The organism is Acinetobacter sp. SwsAc4 (genome assembly GCF_013391535.1).
Taxonomy (GTDB): domain Bacteria; phylum Pseudomonadota; class Gammaproteobacteria; order Pseudomonadales; family Moraxellaceae; genus Acinetobacter.
The window spans coordinates 1-20,179 of record NZ_JACAXC010000008.1 but is presented as its reverse complement, the minus strand read 5'-3'; the positions used below and the strand labels follow the sequence as shown (position 1 = coordinate 20,179).

The window sequence follows — 20,179 nt, the reverse complement described above, 5'->3', positions numbered from 1 at the left end:
GGGTTTGTTCTGATTATTCAAGTTTCAAAATGAAAAGTCTAATGGATGCTCACGATGTTGATTATCGGCTTCTACAATCATTTATAGCTTAAAAGAGAAAATACGCACCTATTATTGCTTAAAATGACTTTAAAATTATTGGCGTGTGAATTACTCTAATGCGTGAATTGAGCATAGGTTTATATGAATAATGTCTGATTTTCTGATTGATGAAGAATTACTTGCTGCAATTGATATGGGGTCGAATAGTTTCCACTTGGCGATTGCTCGTGTTGATCACGGTGAAGTGAAAAAAGTTGCTTCAATGTCAGAAAAAGTACAATTAGCAGCTGGGCTGGATGAAAATAAAAATTTAACTGAAGCTGCGCAACAGCGTGGACTTGCGTGTTTGGCTCGTTTTGTAGGGCGTTTAAGCTCTGTTCAAGCAAATCGTCTAAGAATTGTGGCGACAAATGCTTTAAGACAAGCAAAAAATGGTCATGAATTTATTCAAAAAGCAGCTGAAATTTTACCAAAACCCATTGAAATTATTGCTGGACGTGAAGAAGCACGTCTGATTTATTTAGGCGTTTCACACACGATGGCCAATGGTGGTCGACGTTTAGTGATTGATATTGGTGGTGGTTCAACAGAGTTCATCATTGGCGAAGAGTTTGAACCGCTACACACTGAATCGTTGCAAATGGGTTGTGTCGCTTACAGTAAAGCTTATTTTGCTGATGGTGAGATTTCAAGCAAGGCTTTTGATAAAGCTGTTGTCGCAGCGCGTAAAGAACTCTCTGCGATTGCAAATACCTATAAAGCAGAAGGTTGGGATACTGTTGTTGGCTCAAGTGGAACAATCAAAGCTTGTCGTCAAATTACGGTAAATCTTGGTTTGAGCGATGAACAAGAAAATTTAACTCGTGAAGGCTTATATAAATTAAAAGATCGTTTGCTCAAATTTAAACATATTTCTGAAATTGATTTTGAAGGTCTACGTGAAGATCGACGAGCAGTTTTGCCAGCAGGTCTTGCGATTTTATATGCCATTTTTGAAGTGTTAGAGCTTGATAAATTGGCATATTCTGATGGTGCTTTGCGTGAAGGCGTGATGTATGACTTACTTGGCCGCTTCAAACATGAAGATATTCGTGACCGAAGTGTGCAAGCCTTAATGGGACGTTATAATGCTGACCCAAAGCAAGCGGAACGTGTCGTAAATACAGCACAACAGTTATTTGATGGCGTCGCGAATGCTTTAAATTTAACGACTGAAGACAGTGACTTACTGCGTCGTGCTGCCTATTTGCATGAAATTGGATTAGCAATTAGCCATGGTGGCTATCATCGTCATGGGGCCTATTTGTTACAGCATTCAGATATCCCAGGCTTCTCACAGATTGATCAAAACCATCTTTCACATCTGGTTTCACATCATCGTCGTAAGTTACGGGCTGATGCAAAAAATGATGTTCTAAAAGTTGGTGGTAGTCATTTATTGTATCTCTGCTTACTGCTTCGTCTCGCTGTTTTGCTGAACCATAGTCGTAGTGATCAGATGCTTCCTGCCATTGAACTGAGTGTTGTAAATGGTCAACAATGGCAACTCAGCGTTTCTGGCGATGCTAAACAATGGCCTTTATTGGTTGCTGATTTGCATGATGAGCAAGTGCAATTTAAACATTGGGACATTGAGTTAAATATTCAGTCAGACAATTTTGTTGATTAACAATATATCCTTGTTAGGGATTATCTACGACTTATGAAAAATAAAGCGACTCAGTCCAAGTCTTGGGCTACGGTTCAAATTGCACGACATCCTGAACGTCCGCAATTTCTAGATTATGTCAGTGAAATCTTTACTGAATTTGATGCTCTTCATGGTGACCGTTTATATGGTGACGATGGTGCTATGATTGGCGGTTTAGCTCGTTTCGATGGGCAGCCAGTGATGGTGGTTGGTCAACATCGTGGTCGCAGTACGCGTGAAAAATTACAACATAACTTCGGTATGTGTAATCCAGAAGGTTATCGTAAATCACAGCGTTTACTTGATATGGCTGAACGTTTTAATCTTCCAGTATTTACTTTTGTCGATACCATGGGAGCTTATCCTGGTGTTGGTGCCGAAGAGCGTGGTCAAGCAGAAGCAATTGCAACAAGTTTAGCGCAGCTTTCTAGTTTAAAAGTACCTGTGATTGCGACTGTACTCGGTGAAGGCGGTTCTGGCGGGGCACTTGGTATTGGTGTCGCTGACCGCGTGATTATGCTATCGCATAGTATTTACTCAGTCATTTCACCTGAAGGCTGTGCTTCGATTTTATGGAAAACTGCGGACAAAGCTGCACAAGCCAGTGAAGCGCTCGCATTAACTGCCGACAAGCTGAAAGCTTTAGGTATTGTTGAGTATGTGGTGGATGAGGGTGAGGGGGCTCACTTACAACCTGAAAAAGTCATGCATGATTTGAAAGATGTGTTAAAACAAGCCTTAAATGAATTGCAACCGATGGATGCACAAGAACGATGCGATGCACGTTATCAACGTTTAATGAAGTTTGGCAGCAGCAATTTAGGCATCGCGTCTTAGCACAAACTCAGCATTTTTCTGAACAAACTCAATTCTTAATTGGGTGCAGCGGCGGCATGGATTCCATGCTGTTGCTGTATCTGATGTCTGAACTTTTCCCCACCCGAACCCGCGCGATATATATTGATCATCAACTTCAATCGATGAGTGAAGAATGGGGCAATTTAGTACAAAAACACGCTGATGCGCTAAAGATTCCTTGTGCTTTGCAAAAAGTCTCAGTCGGGTCAGGTAATCTAGAGCAACAAGCACGAGATGCGCGCTATCAAGCTTATCATAGACATTTAACTGAGAATGACATTTTAGTACTTGGGCATCATCAGCAAGATCAAGCGGAAACGCTGTTATTACGATTATTTTCTGGTGCAGGTGTCAATGGTTTGGCCGCGATGCAGCAAATTGATGTTCGGCAAGATATGACCATTTGGCGACCATTTTTAGATCTGAGTCGTGAGCAAATTGAGCAATGGTCACAGCAACTGGGTTTTGATTATGTGACTGATCTCACCAATCACGATACGCACTATGATCGGGCATGGTGTCGAGAAGAGTTATGGCCTGTATTAGAAAATCGCTTCCCTAAAATGCAGTCAGCTGTGTCAAGAACGAGTTATCTGATGCAAGATGCGGCAGAAATTTTAGATGATGTGCTGCAAAGTGATTGGAAATTATGTGCAACTGAGAATGAGCTGGATTTAACTTGTCTGTTGGAGCTATCTGATGCACGAAAACGTCAATTGCTGTCTGCTTGGATAAAAGGTAAGGATCAATATCGCCCAAGCTACGATATGGTACAACGCTTACAACAAGAGGTTATTCTGGCAAAACCAGATGCTCAGGCAATTTTACATATCAATCAACACTATTTTGTTCGCTATCAGAAAAAATTATATCGTTTAACTCACAACCAATTATATGCAGAAAAACAATCTACCATTCTGCCTGCATTATTAGAGCGATATGAGATGGGTGAAACGATCAAAGTTGCGGCTGGAACGTTTAAGATCGAATCTCAAGCGATTGGATTTTCATCCCAGCTTTTAGGGCGAGAGTTAAAGCTGCTGAAACGCCTAGGAGGGGAAAAAATTCATCTCTATGGTCGAGTTGGACATTGGCCACTGAAAAAAGCCATTCAAGATGCACAGATTTTGCCTTGGTTACGTCATACAATTCAAATATTGGTCGTAGATAATGTTATGCTTGGGGTTTTTAGCCCAAAGGGTTTTTGGTTGGCGCAATCTGATTATTTAGAGCAGGGTGGTTGGCAACCAAGTTTAATTTCTGACTGTAATGACTTTTTTCAGCAGTCTTTTTCATATGATGAGTAGGACATGGCGACAACATTGAATCAAAATATTTGTTTTATTGGTGGTGGTAACATGGCGCAAGCCTTGATTGGTGGGCTACTTTCGCGTGGTTTACCGACGACTCGCATTACCGTTTCTGATCCAGTTGAACAAATTCGTCACATCTTAGAAGAAAAAAATATTCAAACCACAACAGATAATGTGGACGCAATTAAAAATGCGGACGTTGTGGTATTGGCTGTCAAACCACAAGTTTTGGCAACGGTATTACAACCATTAAAAGGTTTATTGTCAGATAAACTCGTGATCTCAATTATTGCAGGTGCTGAAATTCAAACGATTTCAGATTTAATTGGCGGTAGTCAGCGTATTGTTCGTGTCATGCCGAACACGCCAGCATTGGTACAAACGGGTGCACATGGTATTTATGCATCTGAAGCAGTAAATGCTCAGGATCGTGAATTAACCAGTCAAATTTTGGCTGCGACAGGTTTAACCATTTGGGTAGACAATGAAGCGCAAATTGATGCAGTAACAGCAGTTTCTGGTTCTGGTCCAGCCTATTTCTTTTACTTGATGGAAAGTATGATTCGTGCAGGTAAAAACTTGGGCTTAGAAGAGAAAGTCGCGACGGCATTGACCCTGCAAACAGCGTTGGGTGCGGCACAAATGGCGATTACTAGCTCAAATTCTCCAACAGAATTACGTAAAAATGTGACTTCTCCAAATGGTACAACGCAAGCAGCTTTAGAAGTGTTTGATCGTGCGCAGATTTCACAAAATATTCAAGCAGCGCTTGCAGCAGCTCAGAAGCGTAGCCAAGAGCTTGCACAAGAGTTGAGTGACAAGACTAAATCGGTTTAAGTAGGATAAGACAATTATGGGTGCAAGTTCTGCGCTAATTTTTGGTGTTTTGATCAATGTTGCAATTTTATTGGTCTTTTTCCGTTTTTTAATGCAATTAGCGGCAGTCAGTCCATACAATCCAGTGGTCCTTTCAACCGTGAAAGCGACCAAGATTGTGGATGTTTTTAGCCGTATTTTTCCCACTCTAGGCAAGGGGCGTGTCAATTTAGCCGCAGTTGCTTTGTTGGTGGTATTGTACTTACTGAAAATTTTTGGGTTGATGTATTTGTCAGGACAAATGCCACATAGTGCGGTGTATCTTGTGATCACGACATTTGTGACGATGATCCAGGATTTAATTCGTTTCTGTCGTTATTTGATTTTTGCAACAATCATTTTGAGTTGGGTGGTGATGTTTACCCAGTCACGGTCACCTTATATTGAAGTGATTCAGGAGCTTGCAGAACCTTTACTTGCCCCATTTCGTCGTCTGTTACCGAATATGGGGATGATTGATTTATCTCCAATTTTGGCTTTCTTAGCTTTATATATTGCTGAGATATTAATGAATGAAGCAGCTAAAGTTCTTTTAACAGGTCTTTAATCTGCTTCAAAAATAAAAAAAGGATTGTGTAAAACACAATCCTTTTTTTATTGCTCACGTATTAGTGAGCAGCATCCCAGTCAAGACCTTGCCCAACTTCAACCACAAATGGTACTGAGATTTCTAATACAGACTGCATCACCTCAGCAATCTGTTTTGAAAGTCCATCTGCAATAGCGACATCTGCTTCAAATACCAATTCATCGTGAACTTGTAATAACAGCTTAGCCTGATCTTTTGGTAGGACTTTATCAACTGCAATCATGGCAAGTTTAATGATATCAGCAGCACTTCCTTGCAATGGTGCATTGATTGCCGCACGTTCGGCTGCCTGTTTGATCATTTTATTTGTTGCCATAATGTCTGGTGTATACAGACGACGACCTAAAATGGTTTCAACAAAGCCTTGTTCACGTGCAATCTGACGGGTACGTTCCATATAGTCGAGTACGCCCGGATAGCGTTGGAAATAGCGTGCAATATAGCTACGAGATTCTTCGCGTGTAAAGCCCAGTTGACGAGTAAGCCCAAACTCAGACATGCCATAGAGTAAACCAAAGTTAACGGCTTTGGCTTGTCGACGTTGATCATGAGTGACATCTTCAATCGCAATTCCCAAGACTTCTGATGCAGTACGACGGTGTACATCTTGGCCTTGTTGGAAAGCATGCACTAACGCATCATCTTGCGAAAAATGTGCCATCAAACGCAGTTCAATTTGTGAATAATCGGCTGCGAGTAACACACGACCTTCAGGTGCAATAAAGGCTTTACGAATCTGACGACCAATTGGTGTACGAATTGGAATATTTTGCAAATTTGGATCAGTGGAAGATAAACGCCCAGTCGCCGTGAGTGCTTGGTGATAACTGGTATGTACACGATGCGTTGCGTCATGTGATTGCTCGATCAAGCGATCAGTATAGGTATTTTTGAGTTTTGCTAATCCACGATGTTCTAAAATAACTTCAGCTAAAGGATGTTCGATTTTCTCTAAAATACTTTCACTGGTACTGTATTGACCCGTGGCAGTTTTCTTACCACCTTTAAGTCCAAGCTTATCAAATAGGACTTCACCCACTTGTTTAGGTGATGCGATATTAAAGGCTTCACCTGCTAATTCAGTTGCTTGGTTTTCTAAAGTTTGAATCGTTTCAGAGAACTCAACACTGAGTTGATCCAAAAATTGATGATCCAGTTTAATTCCATCTTCTTCCATACCTGTAAGCACGCGTGCTACAGGCATTTCAATATTATGTAGAATATGAACAAGTTCAGGATGGCTTTGAAGTTTCGCTTTTAATACTTCATAAAGACGATAAGTGACATGTGCATCTTCAGCAGCATAATGTGCCGCTATTTCTAATTCAATCTGATTAAAGGTTTTTTGCTTTACGCCTTTACCTGCGATTTGTTCAAAAGTGGTGGTCAAATGGCTGAGATAAACACGAGCTACATCATCCATCCCATGACGGGTTGCCGCCGCATTGAGTACATACGAGGCAAGCATGGTATCGAAATACCAGCCTTGAATTGTGATACCGTGATTAGCAAAAATATGCGCATCATATTTTAAGTGATGACCAATTTTTTTGATTTGCTCATTTTCTAAAATTGGTTTGATCTGAGCTAATAATGTTTCACGGTTGAGTTGAACAGGTGCACCTTCATAGTCATGTGCAACAGGTACATAGTAAGCATCATGAGCATCGAATGCGATCGAGAAGCCGACTAACTCAGCAACACGATAATCTAGATTTGTAGTTTCAGTATCAATGGCAAAATGATCAGCATGCTGTATACGTTGAAATAAAGCATCCCAAGCATCTTGGGTTAATACAGTGTGATAGGTTGCAGTTCCGAGTTGATCATCTTGACTAGAAAGGTTGGCATGATCCTCAGTGATCACTTGCTCAACTTTCTGTTCGGCTTTGACAATACTTTGAGATGTTTGTTGGTAAGCCGAATTATTTGGATTGTTGGGATGGTCTAAAGATTGTAATTGGTTACGGAATTCTAGTTCTATATAGAGGTCACGTAATTGATCTACATTTGGATTGCTTAGTTTTAAATCATGCCAATCTAAAGCTAAATCTAGATCACAGACAATACTGGCCAGTTGATGGTCAATCTTAATATTCTCTAAATTGTCTTTAATATTTTGGCTGATTTTGCCTTTCAGTTGATCAACATTGGCAATAATATTATTTAATGAACCATATTCAGTCAGTAGTTTTGCGGCAGTTTTTGCGCCGACACCTGGCACTCCCATAATACCGTCAGAAGCATCTCCCATCAGGGTGAGATAATCAATAATTTGATGTGGATGTACCCCAAATTTTTCTAGTACCCCAGCTTCATCTAACACACGTTCTTTAAAACTATCTTCGAGTTTGACATGTTCGTTGACCAATTGTGCCATGTCTTTGTCACCTGTTGAGATCAAGACATGGTGACCTTCAGCCAATGCACGTTTAGTGAGTGTGCCAATGATATCATCGGCTTCCGCACCCGGAAGACTATACAGAGGAATTCCTTGAGCTTTGATTAATGCATGTAGATAGGGAATTTGTTGAGATAATTCCTCAGGCATGCTTGGGCGATCACCTTTATAAATAGGTGATAATTTATGGCGAAAAGTTGGTTCTGGTGTATCAAAAATCACAGCCATATGAGTAGGCTGAGTACGACGCATTAACTTTTGAATTGCTGAAATTGCGCCACGGATTGCGTTGGTGTGTAAACCTGTAGAGGTTGTTAATGGCGGTAAAGCGTGAAAAGCACGAAATAAAAAATAAGACCCGTCAACCAAGACAAAAGGTGGCATTATGCAAATCCTTATTATGAACTAAATGCCATTTTACGTGAAAAAGTAGTGGCTGTCCTTGTTGTCTTGTAGAGCAGTGGCAAACTGTGTCGCATTAAATAATTGCAGTATTTTGTATGTAAAAATGGCTGCTTATCAACTGATCAAGTAAGATAACTTAAATGAAGCTGTCATAATTGATCTAAGTCTATGTATAAAAAAAATAAACAGGGAATTATTATCGTTTTAGTTGCTTTGACGGTGCTGCTTGCTTGCGCAATTGCATTTCAATGGCATGGAGCGATTGTTGCTGCAACAATTGGATTAACTGTTGTTATTGTGCACGTTATTTCAGAAATTCATCAGCGCTTACGCCAGCTAGAGCAGGCCGCGCCAAGTTTTTTTGCACAATCAGCGAATATAAATGGGCAAAAAATTATTATTTATGCTGCTGCACTCGTGGCACTTTTTGCTTACGCCAATACGTGGATGTGGTTAGCTGGCGGTGCATTATTGGTATTCATGCTATGTTTAATCCAAACGATCAGTGCATTTCAAACTCGACTGACTCATTTAGAACAATATGCAAATGTAGAGCCTGACATAGAGGCTTTAGCTCAGCAAAAGATCAACGCCCAAAATATTGAACAGTATCTTGATGAAGCCAAGAAGACAGAAACTCAAACACCAGTTTTTGAACAACATCCTGCGTGGATGAAAGCTGATGATCAGACGATACCAAATCAAAATAGTCAGTCACCTGTTGATTTTGAGCATCAAGCAACAACTCAAACAGTATCATGGTGGCAACCTGCACTTGATTGGATGATGCATGGCAATCCCATTTTACGCGTTGCAGTTGCAATATTAATGGTTGGCGTGGTGTTACTGTTACGCTTTGCTAGCGAGCATTGGCAATTAAGCTTGGGGGTAAAACTGAGTTTTATTGCTATTGCTGGTGTTATCACGACTATTGCAGGTTATTTACTACAAAAGAAAAACCAGTTATTTGCTGTGGCCTTGCAGGGTGTGGGTTTAGCCATTGTGTTTTTAACCCTGATCTTCTCGCATCATTTCGCTGTGATTGCCAGCCTGACCACAGCCAGTATCCTGTTTGTCATTTTACTGTTGGTGACGGTTTATCTCAGTTTAAAACAACAAGCCCTGTACTTGGCAATGCTGGCTTTGAGTATGGCCTATCTTGCGCCTTTGGTAATTCCACAAAATCATCCTGATGTGATTTTCTTATTTGGCTATTACTTTTTAATTAATTTAGCTGTTGCTGCGGTTAATTTTATTCAGCCGTGGAAAATTTTGCATCAAATCGCATTTTTTGCCACCATGTTTATTGGTGGCACAACGATTGGAATCTATGCAAAAACATATCAGTTTGACACCTTGGATATAATTTTATGGCTGCATATTGCTTTATTTATTTGGTTAAGCATTCGCTATAGCCAACTCATGTTACGGACACAAACTCAAGATATAAGCATCGATCAGACAGTTCCTCAAAGTCGTCAACGTTTACAGCCTATCTTAGATGTTGGGCTTATTTTTAGTGTTCCTGTACTTGGTTTTTCCCTGCATGCATATTTAATGCATAACTCGACTCAAGCATTAACTTGGGGAGCTGTTGCATTAGCTATTGTGTATATCGCATTAAATCTATGGATTAAACGTCGGCATCCACAATTATCTATCTTGGCAAAAAGTTTCTTTATTCTTGCAGTGGTTTTTGTTGCCCTGATTTTTCCATTGGCAAAAGGAGCGCACTGGACTTCAACGGGTTGGGTGATTCAAGGTACAGCATTAATTGTCTGGGGAGTAACTGAACGTTATCGTTTAAGTCGTTATGTGGGTGTTGTATTGGTGCTGTTAAGTTCAGTAGCACTCATTTTCCAAGTTTGGTCAAATGACCACTTTCCGATACTCAGTACAGTCATTTATGCAATCGCTCAGTTTATTTCAGCTTATTATTTATTAAATTATCAACAAGTTGAAAAATACTTTAGTGCTCGAATGCTCAGTGGAATTTTTTTAGTATTGGGAATGTATGCAGGAGCGATTGCAGGCGTTGAATTGATGCAGTGGCAACAACATGGACTGAGCCCATATTTAGCAATAGCAGTTTTATTATTGGCTTCGTTCAATCTAGTCGTTCGCTTTACATCAAGATTACAGTGGGGCAATGTACAGCTGATCTTATTGGGGAGTTTATTATTTCTGCTTTATGGTGAAAGTTTTGCAAAGAATGTTTATGTTCTGTTGCATTGGTCGAGTAAGTTAAATCAAGTCAGCTTTGCGGTTGCTTCGGTTGTATTGGCTCTAATGTTAATCACTTTGAAGAGTAATACTTCAAAGGAAAGTCTTATTATAGGGTCAAGCTTATTGTGGTTAAGTTTGGCAAGCATTGGTTTGTCGATTTTCCCAATGATGCCAATCCTTGCACTTGCCATCGCTCCTATCATCTACGGTATTTGGTTATTTCAAACGAATAGGACACAGTTACTGCATCAGCTTCCCGTCTGGTGCCTGACCCTGTTGTGGCTAGTGCTGGTCAGTCTGGATGCCTATTCTGCTGAGCAATATTATTTTTTACCGTTGCTGAACTTCACGGATATTCTATCCTTGCTGATGTTTATGGGGATGATCTGGATTATTTATCATCACGATTTTAGCGTTGAGCAATCCGTAGAAGGGGGCTTTAAAGTTACCGCCATTTTAATTGGTTTATTGGTGTTGAGTAGTGTGGTGGTACGTGCGATGCATCATTATCTGGGTACACCATTGTGGGGGTTGGACATTTGGTCACATGGTGATGTGCAACTCAGTCTGACTTTATTATGGGTGATTCTGGCATTTATCCTGATGACTTTTTCCAGTCGCTGTCATATTCGCCAAATCTGGTTTGTGGGTGCTGCGTTGTTGGGTATTGTGGTGGCTAAATTATTACTGCTGGACTTATCGCAAAGCGGTACATTGACACGCGTGATCTCATTTATTGGTTCGGGTGCGGTCATGCTGGTGATTGCATATCTTGCACCGCTACCACCTGCGCTTGAGGAAAATCAGAAAGAGGGTTAATCAACTCTCTTTCTGCCCTTTTTTAAGTTCTTTCTGATGGGCATATTGATCAAGCTCATCATCATCAAGTGGGATAGGTCGGTCAATCAAGCCCATTTTAGGTACAGGAATCTCAATTTGATTTTCTAAGAAACCATTGCGTACACGTTCTTGCATTTCATCGCGAACTTTCAATGCATTTTCCTGTCTACACCATACCGCAAAGAGAAGTTCAATCGATGACTCCCTAAATGCTGTTACAGTAACGGTTGCTTTCGGATCATCCATGACCAAAGGATATTTAGCAGCAACATCTAAAAGTACTTGTCGTACTTTGATAATGTCTTCATGGAAATTGATCGCCAATGTAATTGGAATACGCCGTATTGGGTATTTTGACAAATTCATGACGGGTGTTCGAATCAATTGTTCGTTTGGTAGGCGAATATACACATTATCTAGTGTCAGCAATTTAACTGAGAGGAGGTCAATTGAAATGACTTGTCCTTCAATCGTTTGTCCGCGAATTAAGGTAATCTGAATCGTATCACCAACTTCAAATGAACCTTCGCCGATCAAAAATAAACCACTGATCAAGTTGGTTGCCGATGTCTGTGATGCAAAACCCAAAGCAACGGTCAGAATTCCTGCTGCACCCAAGAACACGCTGAGTTTAAATCCAGCCTCTCTTAAGCTGGTCATAATAAATAACAGGAAAATAAAATAAAAAATCCCTCTACGCCATAGCAAGCGTTGATGGGCATTAAAACGATTTCCAATTGTACGAATGAAGGCATTCGATACCAGTCTTGCGATTACAAAACCAATAAACGCTAAAATAATCGCAACAACGATTTCGCTTAAACGTTCGAAGTTAATATTGGTGAAAATACTGGCGAGACTGCTAGCAACATCCTTTGGAATATTCGAATCAGGCATAGCAACCTCTTAAAAGAATGAATCAAACATATTGAATAATGTACTTCCAGGCGCACGAGGAGGATGTACATAAATCACTTCACCCGCTTGAGTTGGGGTTCTATTCTCAATCCGAATACGTGCTGGATGATCCATACCTTCATAATAGACTTTGATTTGTGAAGTCCATAAACGACCTGTACTTTCACTATAGAAAAGGGGAAGAGCAGGAACAGGAACATTCATACGATCAAAACGTAATTGATGTTGGCTAGTATTGTGAAATTCAATAGGAGTGACTGCGCGAAAAGCGCGCGGTTTTAACAGATTTAAATCAGTACGACCGTCTACAGAAGTGGCATAGCAAATTTCACCATTTTGAGGATCTTTACCGAACCATGTGTCTTTCGGTTGGATCACAGGAATATCAAATAGAGCTTCAGTGAGTCCATCCACTAAACCTGCAATCCATAGTGGGGTACTAATATATAAAGTTCCACGTTGTCCCGCAGGAATATAAATCGGATCAACGGGTTTAATCACTACAGAGCGATCTGCTAAACGCGGCATTAAATGGAATGTACTCTGTGTGTTATGAAACATGTAGCGTTCGATTTTTGCAGGTTGTGGCATTGCAAAAATCGTGTCATTTAGAGCTTGCCATTGCTGTTCGTAATCATGTTGAGATTGAGGACGATGATATTCCAATCGCCATTCTTTAATGCCACGTGTTAGACGAAATAATAATGAACCAAATTGCCAAGCTTTGGCTTGTTGAATTTCAAATTGTTGTTCGCCCCACCATTTCAATTCGTTGGCATGTGGAGCTTGATATTGATTATTTTGAGACAAGATGCAAAATTCCTGTGTGAGTATGCTAAACAGACTTCACGCTGTAACCTGCTTAGAGTACACTCAAGCATCTTTTTTATCATTATTTGTATAATGCAAATACTTAAACAAATACAAATTCCTTATAGTTTTGCCAAAAGACATGGCGTTTTATTACGTTATGAAGGTGATCAAATTTTTATTGTGCGACGGAAGGACACCGCGCGTATTGCTTTGCAGGAAGCACGTCGAATTTTGGGGAAATCGGCTCACGATCAATTGTGTACTGATCAAGAGTTCCATGCCTTACTCAGTTCTAGCTATGCAGGGGATACAGGTGAGTCACAACAAGTGGCTGCGGGTCTAGAAGATCATCCAGATTTATTAAGTTTGGCAGACCAAGTGCCTGAAGCTGAAGACTTGATGGATCAAGAGGATGATGCACCAATTGTTCGCTTAATTAATGCCTTATTGTCTGAAGCGATTCGTGTCAGCGCATCTGATATTCATATTGAAGCCTTTGAGAAAAAACTTTCGGTACGTTTACGTGTCGATGGTCAACTGCGTGAAATTGTACAGCCGCGCCGTGAACTTGCGCCGTTGTTGGTGTCACGTATTAAAGTCATGGCGAAACTGGATATTGCAGAAAAGCGTATTCCTCAGGATGGTCGTATTTCACTGCGCTTGGCAGGTCGTGAAGTGGATGTGCGTGTATCGACTTTACCTTCTTCGCATGGTGAACGAGTGGTCATGCGTTTACTAGACAAGCAAGCTGGGCGTTTAAATATGACTCATCTTGGTTTAATGAAAAATGACTATGAACGTTTAACGCAATTGGTACATCGTCCGCATGGCATTATCTTGGTGACAGGCCCAACAGGTTCGGGTAAAACGACAACCTTATATGCTGCATTGTCTGATCTTAATGATAATACACGTAATATTTTGACTGCCGAAGATCCGATTGAATATCAATTGGAAGGGATCGGTCAAACGCAGGTCAATACTAAAGTTGATATGACCTTTGCACGTGCATTAAAAGCGATGCTACGCCAAGATCCAGATGTGGTAATGGTTGGTGAGATTCGTGATCTTGAAACTGCTGAAATTGCGGTACAAGCATCTTTAACAGGGCACTTGGTGTTATCTACGCTGCATACCAATACAGCAATTGGTGCGGTAACACGTTTAAAAGATATGGGCATTGAACCATTCTTGTTGGCAAGTTCTTTGATAGGTGTCATTGCACAACGTCTTGTTCGAACCTTGTGTCCACATTGTGTGACTTGGCGAAAAGCAGATGATTTTGAGCGACAAGTGTTCCAACATCTCAAAGTTGATGAATATATGCAGTTACCTGAACCGCATGGTTGTGAAAAATGTTCACATGTTGGCTTTAGCGGACGAACTGCAATTTATGAAATTGTGCCAGTAGATGATTCGATGCGCCGTTTGATTCATGGTAATGCAGCTGAGTTTGAATTAGAAAATCATGCGCGTCGCCATGCTGCTTCGATTCGTGATGATGGTTTATTGAAAGTGTTAGCTGGAAAAACCACATTAGAAGAAGTATTGCGTGTGACGAATGAAGCTGCGGAAGTGTAAAGATGATATAAGTAAAAAAACAGCATGGATCACCATGCTGTTTTTCTTTGTAAAATCTGAAATCATTATTCAGTGGTTACGATATTAAAATTCACATCAATATTGCCACGAGTTGCATTTGAATATGGACAAACAATGTGTGCAGCGGCAACCAATTGTTCAGCTTCAGCTTGTTCCATACCAATCAGATAGACATTTAAAGTGACTTCGATACCAAAGCCATTTGGAATTGGACCAATTCCCACTTCACCTTCAACATAAGCATCTTTCGTAATTTTGAATTTATCTCGATTTGCAACAAATTTCATTGCACCTAAGAAACATGCTGAATAACCAGCCGCAAAAAGCTGTTCAGGGTTGGTCACCTCACCACCAGCACCGCCCATTTCTTTTGGCACACCTAACTGAACATCTAAGACACCGTCTGATGAAGTTGCGCGACCATCACGACCACCTGTAGCTTTTGCTTTTGCACGATAAACGACTTGTTCTAAAGACATGATTTTTATTCCTGAATAAATATTGTGTACAATTAAATCGTACACGATATATCTAGGAATGCAAGTTATCGATTTGTAAACTTAGGTTCTATTGCGTGAGATGGTGACGTAATGTCGCAAGCTGATCTTTAAGCTCTGTAAGTGATGTGGTTGAACAGGTCGCTGCTTCTGAAATTTTGGATGGAATATCGACTGCTTGTAATTTTAAAGTATGACCTTGTGGCGTAAGGGAAATAATAACCTGTCTTTCATCTTCGACTGAGCGTTTGCGTGAAATTAGTTGTGAGGCTTCAAGCTTTTTTAATAATGGAGTGAGTGTGGAAGATTCTAAGAATAATCTTTCTCCGATCTCAGACACACTGAGTTGATCCCTTTCCCAAAGCACTAACATTACCAGATATTGAGGGTAAGTTAATCCGAGAGGAGAGAGCAATTGACGGTAGACTTGATTTAAGGCAAGGTTGGTTGAGTAAATCAGAAAACAAAGCTGATTATCTAATAGTAATTGCTTATGTTCATCACCCATGCGCTTCTCAAACAGTATATTCATGTGATGATTATATCGTGATCTGCTTATGATTAGTTACGCAGATTTCATATCAATCATTACCAAAGCTCAGTGATTTTTTTCATCAAACGCGCCCTATAACGTGCTGTTGGATTATTAGGGTTATTAAGTGCTTCTTGTTCATAATATTGTTGCCAAGCAACAATCATGTCTAAAGTTGCACCTTTTTGTTTGATAATAAGCACGTCTTCTCGCTGGATATTATCTAATCTTTGTCTCGCACCTTCAGAACCCGTTCCCCAACCAATCACCCATTGCCCAAAAGAATTTAATGATAAATTTTGCGGTGTAGATAAGACACTTTGTGGACTGGCATTGGTTTCAACGATTGCTGCATGAAGTTGTGCAATTGCCCCTATAAAAAATAAAAAAATGAAAATTACTTTAAACATAAATCAAACTTAATACGAATGAATTGAGGGTATTACATCACGTATAGAATACGACCATTTGATCTTGTTCTACCATGATAAATAAAGCCTATTAAATCATGATCCTACAAAACATACATTTATGAAAATTGACTATAACAGTCAAAGTGATGCCATATGAGGATAAATTGAACAAAAGTATGCTTAGATAAAACGATTGTTTTTAATAATTGATAAGTTTGCGATGCTGCATTAATGGCATTGCTAGTCGAATATCATTTTGTTCAGCTAGGTCAAATGAAGATGTAATTAAACCATGTCCTTCAACTGTAATCATTTCTAATAGTTGCCCTCGGCTATTTGTAATCCCTGCATGACCCCAAGTTTGACGCTGTTCACCATGCCAGCCTTGCTGAGCTGCACCAAGCACATAACATTGGCTATCCATTGCACGTGCTTGTAATAGTAATTGCCAATGAAGTTGCCCTGTAGTGTAAGTAAATGCAGCAGGCGCGGTTAGAATGTTTGCACCTTGTTGGCGTAGAATCAAAGCAAGTTCTGGAAAGCGTAAGTCGTAACATACCATCAGTCCGATATTGCCAAAAGGTGTTTTGGCAACTACAACTTCATCACCAGGTTCAAAGAATCTTGATTCCTGATAACCACCGACAGCATCACTGACCTGAACGTCAAATAAATGGATTTTGTCATAACGCGCTTCAGTTCTTTCAGGGCTAATGCATAAACTGACGGTTCTAACTCGACCATCCTGAATGATTGAACCATCAGGACGAAATGGGCAGGGAAGTGTACCCGCAACAATCCATATCTGGTATCGGTGGGCAAGCTGTTCCAGTCGTTGCTGAATCGCCTCAAACTGTGCTGCGGTCTCACGTTGCTTACCTGCGGCAAAACAAACAAAATTTTCTGGGAAAACAATAAGCTCAGCAGCCTGAGCCTTACTTTGTTGGATCAATGACTCAATGACGATGAAATTTGCTTCAATGTCATTTTGAGAGTTCATTTGTGCAACAGAAAGTAAGGTCATACAAGCATCACAATTTAGTTTTCAGCAATTATGCATTTTGTTTTTGTGAATCAAGAGATAAACACTCTTGTTCTTTTTGCAATTGCTTTACAAGTGGCTCAAACATATTTTGGTTGTTTTCATTTAAACGCATTAGTGTTTTATGCGCATCTAACACAGTGTTGAGCATTGCACTATGTGTAACGTGCTCTTCAGTTAATTCTAAAGTGCATACGTTTGGATCGCCGCAATAATTTAAAATCACAAATACCTGACCTAGCCCCATACTGTTGGCTAAAGTTGTAATATCTGGATTTGTCGAGAGCATAACAGCTTGAATATGATGAACTTGTTTAAGCTTAAGACCTAGTTTTGCAAGTACACCCAAGACTGTGCTGTCAATAAATGTAGTTTCAGTTAAATCAACAATTGCACCGACAACATTCTGTTGCTGTTCAATTTTGTTGAGTAACTTGTCTAAACTTATACAAGAGTGAGCGCGCACTTCGCCAATAAGCTTGAAAATATGCGTTCCGTTCAAACTTGCATATTCAACATGACCTGTTGACATATAAATGCCATTTTCAGAGAAAGGATATAAAATTATCCCATAGTGATATTCTAGACACAAGTGGTTGGATGCTGTGATCTAATTAAAATATTGATTTTAGACTTAATTCATTCGACATATGCTTAATATTGCAATATCGTCAGCAACATGATCTGGTGCTTTGAAAGCGTCATGCTGAAGATGTTCGACCAATTGATTAAATTGATCATTCAAACCGCCATCAAATGGTTCAAGTGCGCCATCAGAACATAATATAAAACGAGCATTACGGCTCAGCGTACAACAATGTTCTTCAACTTCTAGTTCTTCAGTAAGACCTAATGGAAAGCTACTTGTTGTAAGGATTTGTGGTGGTTGGTTGGGTTCAAAGATAATTGGAGGAGGGTAGTGACCAGCGCTAGACCAACATACTTCATGAGTTGCTAAGTTTAATATTCCCGCCACCATAGTAATATGCTTTTCAATATTTTCTTGTACTAACATTGCATTTAGTTTTTGAATCAATTGACTAGGTGTTTTTGATCGGCCATGAAATGCCGCCATCCAAGATGTGAGTAAACTACTTGTTACCCCATGGCCTGAAACATCTGCTAAATAAAACAAGACTTCATCATCATTTAATCTCCAGTAATCATACCAATCTCCTGACAGGTAAGCTGAAGGCTGAAAAAATGATTCAAATTGATAGTTTGGTAATTCGATCGGGTTTGGTAATAATCTTTTTTGTAGTTCTGCGGCGGAAGGTAAATCTCTACTATCTTGATTACGTTTATATTGAGCATCGATTTTAAACAATGAGTGAACAGGATTTTTGGGTAATTCACTCCAAATCCATCCTGCCAACGCACCCATTTCCCATGCTTGAGCTAATGCAGTTCCTTCATGTTCAAAAGCAAGAACAATTGTAGGTAATTTCCATTGGTATTTTAAAAAATCTTGTACATCGGCAATAGCAATGATTGTTTGATCATACAAATCTAAATCATCGATATGAATGATTTGTAAACTCGGTAACTCATTTAGTGCTTGTTCTAAATAAGATATTGAGCGTGTGGGTTGAATAAAATACATAGATAAACAGCCGACCTTTTGTATTTGTATGATCATTTTTTAATTCATCATAGATGAAATATGATGAAAAACATAGTATTGCTAAAACTTTAAATTAATACATAAGTCTATCATTTAAAATTCCTCAGAGATTATTTGTCATCACCTGATTGATCGTTATTATCATCTTCGTCACTTACAAATGAAACATCTGCCGAATCTCCATGCTTTTCAGCGATTTGGAAGGCTTTACGTTGTAAGTAAAAATCACGGATCATTGAATATTTATCGCCTTTTAAGCTTTCTTCAATATCCAAAATTTGTGAGCGAGCATCAATTGCTTGTAATAAATTAGTAGACCAATAAATACCTTCTTGATCATCTAATAAATATTTTTGTGGGCGACCAAAACTATCTGTTGCTAAACCAAAACCGTCACGGAATGTGCTTGGACCAAAAAATGGCAGCATCACGTAAGGACCTGATGGTACACCGTAGTAACCTAAAGTGACGCCAAAACTTTCCTCTTCAGTGGTTAGGCCTAAACGACGGGCAGGATCAGCAAAACCTAGTGTTGTAAGCGTATTAATCGTGAAACGACCTAATGTCTTGGCAGCGCGAGTTGGTCGTCCTTGGATTAATTGGTTGACTGCATTCCAAGGTTCACCTAGATTTTTCCTAAATTGGCGATAAGGAGTACGGACTTCTTCTGGAACTTTTGCTACATACTGTATTGCAACAGGTTTTAATAAATTACGATCCAAAGCATCATTTAAAGCAAAGATCTGTCTATTCAATGGTTGTAAAGGATCTTTTACAGCATCAGGTTGGGCAGCGTTTGCATTGACCTTTAAATCATTTCTAGTGATATGTTTTAAATCTTTTATGGCTTGAATCGTCGATGTTGATTGTTGATTGTTGGTATTTGCCACAGAGCTTGTTTGAATAGATGGCTCGTTTTGAACTTCTTGTGCTAATACAGGTGAGTATGCTCCAGCAGTTAACAGCCCAAGCAAGATGTAATTTGAGTAATGCATATAAGTCCTTCGTCGCCATTAGAGCGAAATACAGTCATTAGAATGATTGCGCTGCATGACGCAAAACATAGATATAAGGTATACAGTTTAGTTGTTCTCTTCTTATTAAAACAAATTCGGTCGAAAAATATAAGAAAAATTGTGATTTTGGTTTAAAAACGTCCACTTAAATAAAAAGATTAGGAAAGGGGGTTGTATTGGGTAAGGAATGATGTAGAATGCACATCCATCGGCGGCGATGCAGATAAAAACTTGTTGATAAACAAGGATTTGGCTAGATAGGTTAGGTTCTTGGGTTGATTAGTGAGTTTTAAAAATATCGAAATTACCTGTTGACTTTAATTTAGATTAGAGTAACATAGCCGACCTAGCTTGGTGATGACGAATCATCGAGAAGATCATTAAGAGAATAGAAGAACAACTTGTGTGGATTTTTACTGATTGATCGATCGAAAATATTTCATTGATTGAATGGTAGAAATTTCTCGAAGTTTATTTGAGCG

The 20,179-nt window shown here is 39.6% G+C and carries 16 protein-coding genes and 2 pseudogenes; 8 read left to right on the top strand and 10 right to left on the bottom strand.

Annotated features, from left to right (window positions below; all coding sequences use genetic code 11):
- The first annotated feature begins 190 nt into the window (after positions 1-190).
- From ppx to HYG88_RS05965, 5 genes are read left to right on the top strand one after another with little or no spacing between them, the layout of a single operon-like run.
- Entirely contained in the window at positions 191-1,711 is a 1,521-nt protein-coding gene (gene ppx / locus HYG88_RS05985; protein WP_178882770.1) for an exopolyphosphatase, read from the top strand.
- A gap of 33 nt (positions 1,712-1,744) precedes the next feature.
- Complete coding sequence (locus HYG88_RS05980) at positions 1,745-2,569, top strand: acetyl-CoA carboxylase carboxyltransferase subunit alpha (RefSeq protein ID WP_005164406.1); 825 nt, start codon at positions 1,745-1,747, stop codon at positions 2,567-2,569.
- Positions 2,506-3,897 carry a tRNA lysidine(34) synthetase TilS gene (gene tilS, locus HYG88_RS05975; RefSeq protein WP_178882769.1) on the top strand — a complete coding sequence of 464 codons (1,392 nt, stop codon included), beginning with the start codon at positions 2,506-2,508 and terminating at the stop codon, positions 3,895-3,897. Before HYG88_RS05980 ends, tilS begins: the two co-directional genes overlap by 64 nt.
- A 3-nt stretch (positions 3,898-3,900) precedes the next feature.
- Complete coding sequence (gene proC, locus HYG88_RS05970; protein WP_178882768.1) at positions 3,901-4,740, top strand: pyrroline-5-carboxylate reductase; 840 nt, start codon at positions 3,901-3,903, stop codon at positions 4,738-4,740.
- A 16-nt stretch (positions 4,741-4,756) separates the two neighbouring features.
- The gene (locus tag HYG88_RS05965; RefSeq protein WP_004664238.1) at positions 4,757-5,326 is read left to right on the top strand and encodes a YggT family protein; all 570 of its coding nucleotides are present in this window, start codon (positions 4,757-4,759) and stop codon (positions 5,324-5,326) included.
- 61 nt (positions 5,327-5,387) lie between these two features.
- On the opposite strand, the gene polA is transcribed toward HYG88_RS05965, so the two are convergent.
- Positions 5,388-8,153, bottom strand: coding sequence for a DNA polymerase I (gene polA, locus HYG88_RS05960; protein WP_178882767.1), 2,766 nt, complete (start codon positions 8,151-8,153; stop codon positions 5,388-5,390).
- Positions 8,154-8,342: 189 nt separating this feature from the next.
- Between polA and HYG88_RS15420 the strand changes: the two are divergent.
- Both HYG88_RS15420 and HYG88_RS05955 read left to right on the top strand, forming a co-directional pair.
- A pseudogene (locus HYG88_RS15420) lies at positions 8,343-8,721 on the top strand (DUF2339 domain-containing protein); the annotation flags it as partial.
- A gap of 209 nt (positions 8,722-8,930) precedes the next feature.
- Positions 8,931-11,219, top strand: a pseudogene (locus tag HYG88_RS05955) (DUF2339 domain-containing protein); the annotation flags it as partial.
- Here the strand turns inward: HYG88_RS05955 and HYG88_RS05950 are convergent.
- A complete protein-coding gene (locus tag HYG88_RS05950; protein ID WP_005164426.1) occupies positions 11,220-12,137 on the bottom strand; it encodes a mechanosensitive ion channel family protein in 918 nt (305 codons plus the stop codon). It abuts the pseudogene before it with no gap.
- Positions 12,138-12,146: 9 nt separating this feature from the next.
- The gene (locus HYG88_RS05945) at positions 12,147-12,968 is read right to left on the bottom strand and encodes a hypothetical protein (protein WP_005164430.1); all 822 of its coding nucleotides are present in this window, start codon (positions 12,966-12,968) and stop codon (positions 12,147-12,149) included.
- Positions 12,969-13,061: 93 nt separating this feature from the next.
- Between HYG88_RS05945 and gspE the strand changes: the two genes are divergently transcribed.
- Entirely contained in the window at positions 13,062-14,552 is a 1,491-nt protein-coding gene (gene gspE, locus HYG88_RS05940; protein ID WP_005164434.1) for a type II secretion system ATPase GspE, read from the top strand.
- 65 nt (positions 14,553-14,617) lie between these two features.
- On the opposite strand, the gene HYG88_RS05935 is transcribed toward gspE, so the two are convergent.
- From HYG88_RS05935 to HYG88_RS05905, 7 genes are all read right to left on the bottom strand, one after another.
- Complete coding sequence (locus HYG88_RS05935; RefSeq protein WP_005164437.1) at positions 14,618-15,052, bottom strand: organic hydroperoxide resistance protein; 435 nt, start codon at positions 15,050-15,052, stop codon at positions 14,618-14,620.
- An 88-nt stretch (positions 15,053-15,140) separates the two neighbouring features.
- On the bottom strand, positions 15,141-15,578 hold the full coding sequence (locus tag HYG88_RS05930; RefSeq protein ID WP_005164440.1) for a MarR family winged helix-turn-helix transcriptional regulator: 438 nt from the start codon (positions 15,576-15,578) through the stop codon (positions 15,141-15,143).
- Positions 15,579-15,658: 80 nt separating this feature from the next.
- On the bottom strand, positions 15,659-16,012 hold the full coding sequence (locus HYG88_RS05925) for a DUF4951 domain-containing protein (protein ID WP_005164441.1): 354 nt from the start codon (positions 16,010-16,012) through the stop codon (positions 15,659-15,661).
- A gap of 202 nt (positions 16,013-16,214) precedes the next feature.
- Positions 16,215-17,039 carry a carbon-nitrogen hydrolase family protein gene (locus HYG88_RS05920; RefSeq protein WP_005164445.1) on the bottom strand — a complete coding sequence of 275 codons (825 nt, stop codon included), beginning with the start codon at positions 17,037-17,039 and terminating at the stop codon, positions 16,215-16,217.
- Between the two features lie 28 nt (positions 17,040-17,067).
- Positions 17,068-17,589 carry an anti-anti-sigma factor GigB gene (gene gigB / locus HYG88_RS05915; protein WP_004664261.1) on the bottom strand — a complete coding sequence of 174 codons (522 nt, stop codon included), beginning with the start codon at positions 17,587-17,589 and terminating at the stop codon, positions 17,068-17,070.
- 102 nt (positions 17,590-17,691) lie between these two features.
- A complete protein-coding gene (gigA, locus tag HYG88_RS05910) occupies positions 17,692-18,660 on the bottom strand; it encodes an RsbU family protein phosphatase GigA (RefSeq protein ID WP_034602948.1) in 969 nt (322 codons plus the stop codon).
- 131 nt (positions 18,661-18,791) lie between these two features.
- Positions 18,792-19,676: a VacJ family lipoprotein gene (locus HYG88_RS05905; protein ID WP_005164451.1), complete on the bottom strand. Its 885-nt coding sequence runs from the start codon at positions 19,674-19,676 to the stop codon at positions 18,792-18,794.
- Between the last annotated feature and the right edge of the window lie 503 nt (positions 19,677-20,179).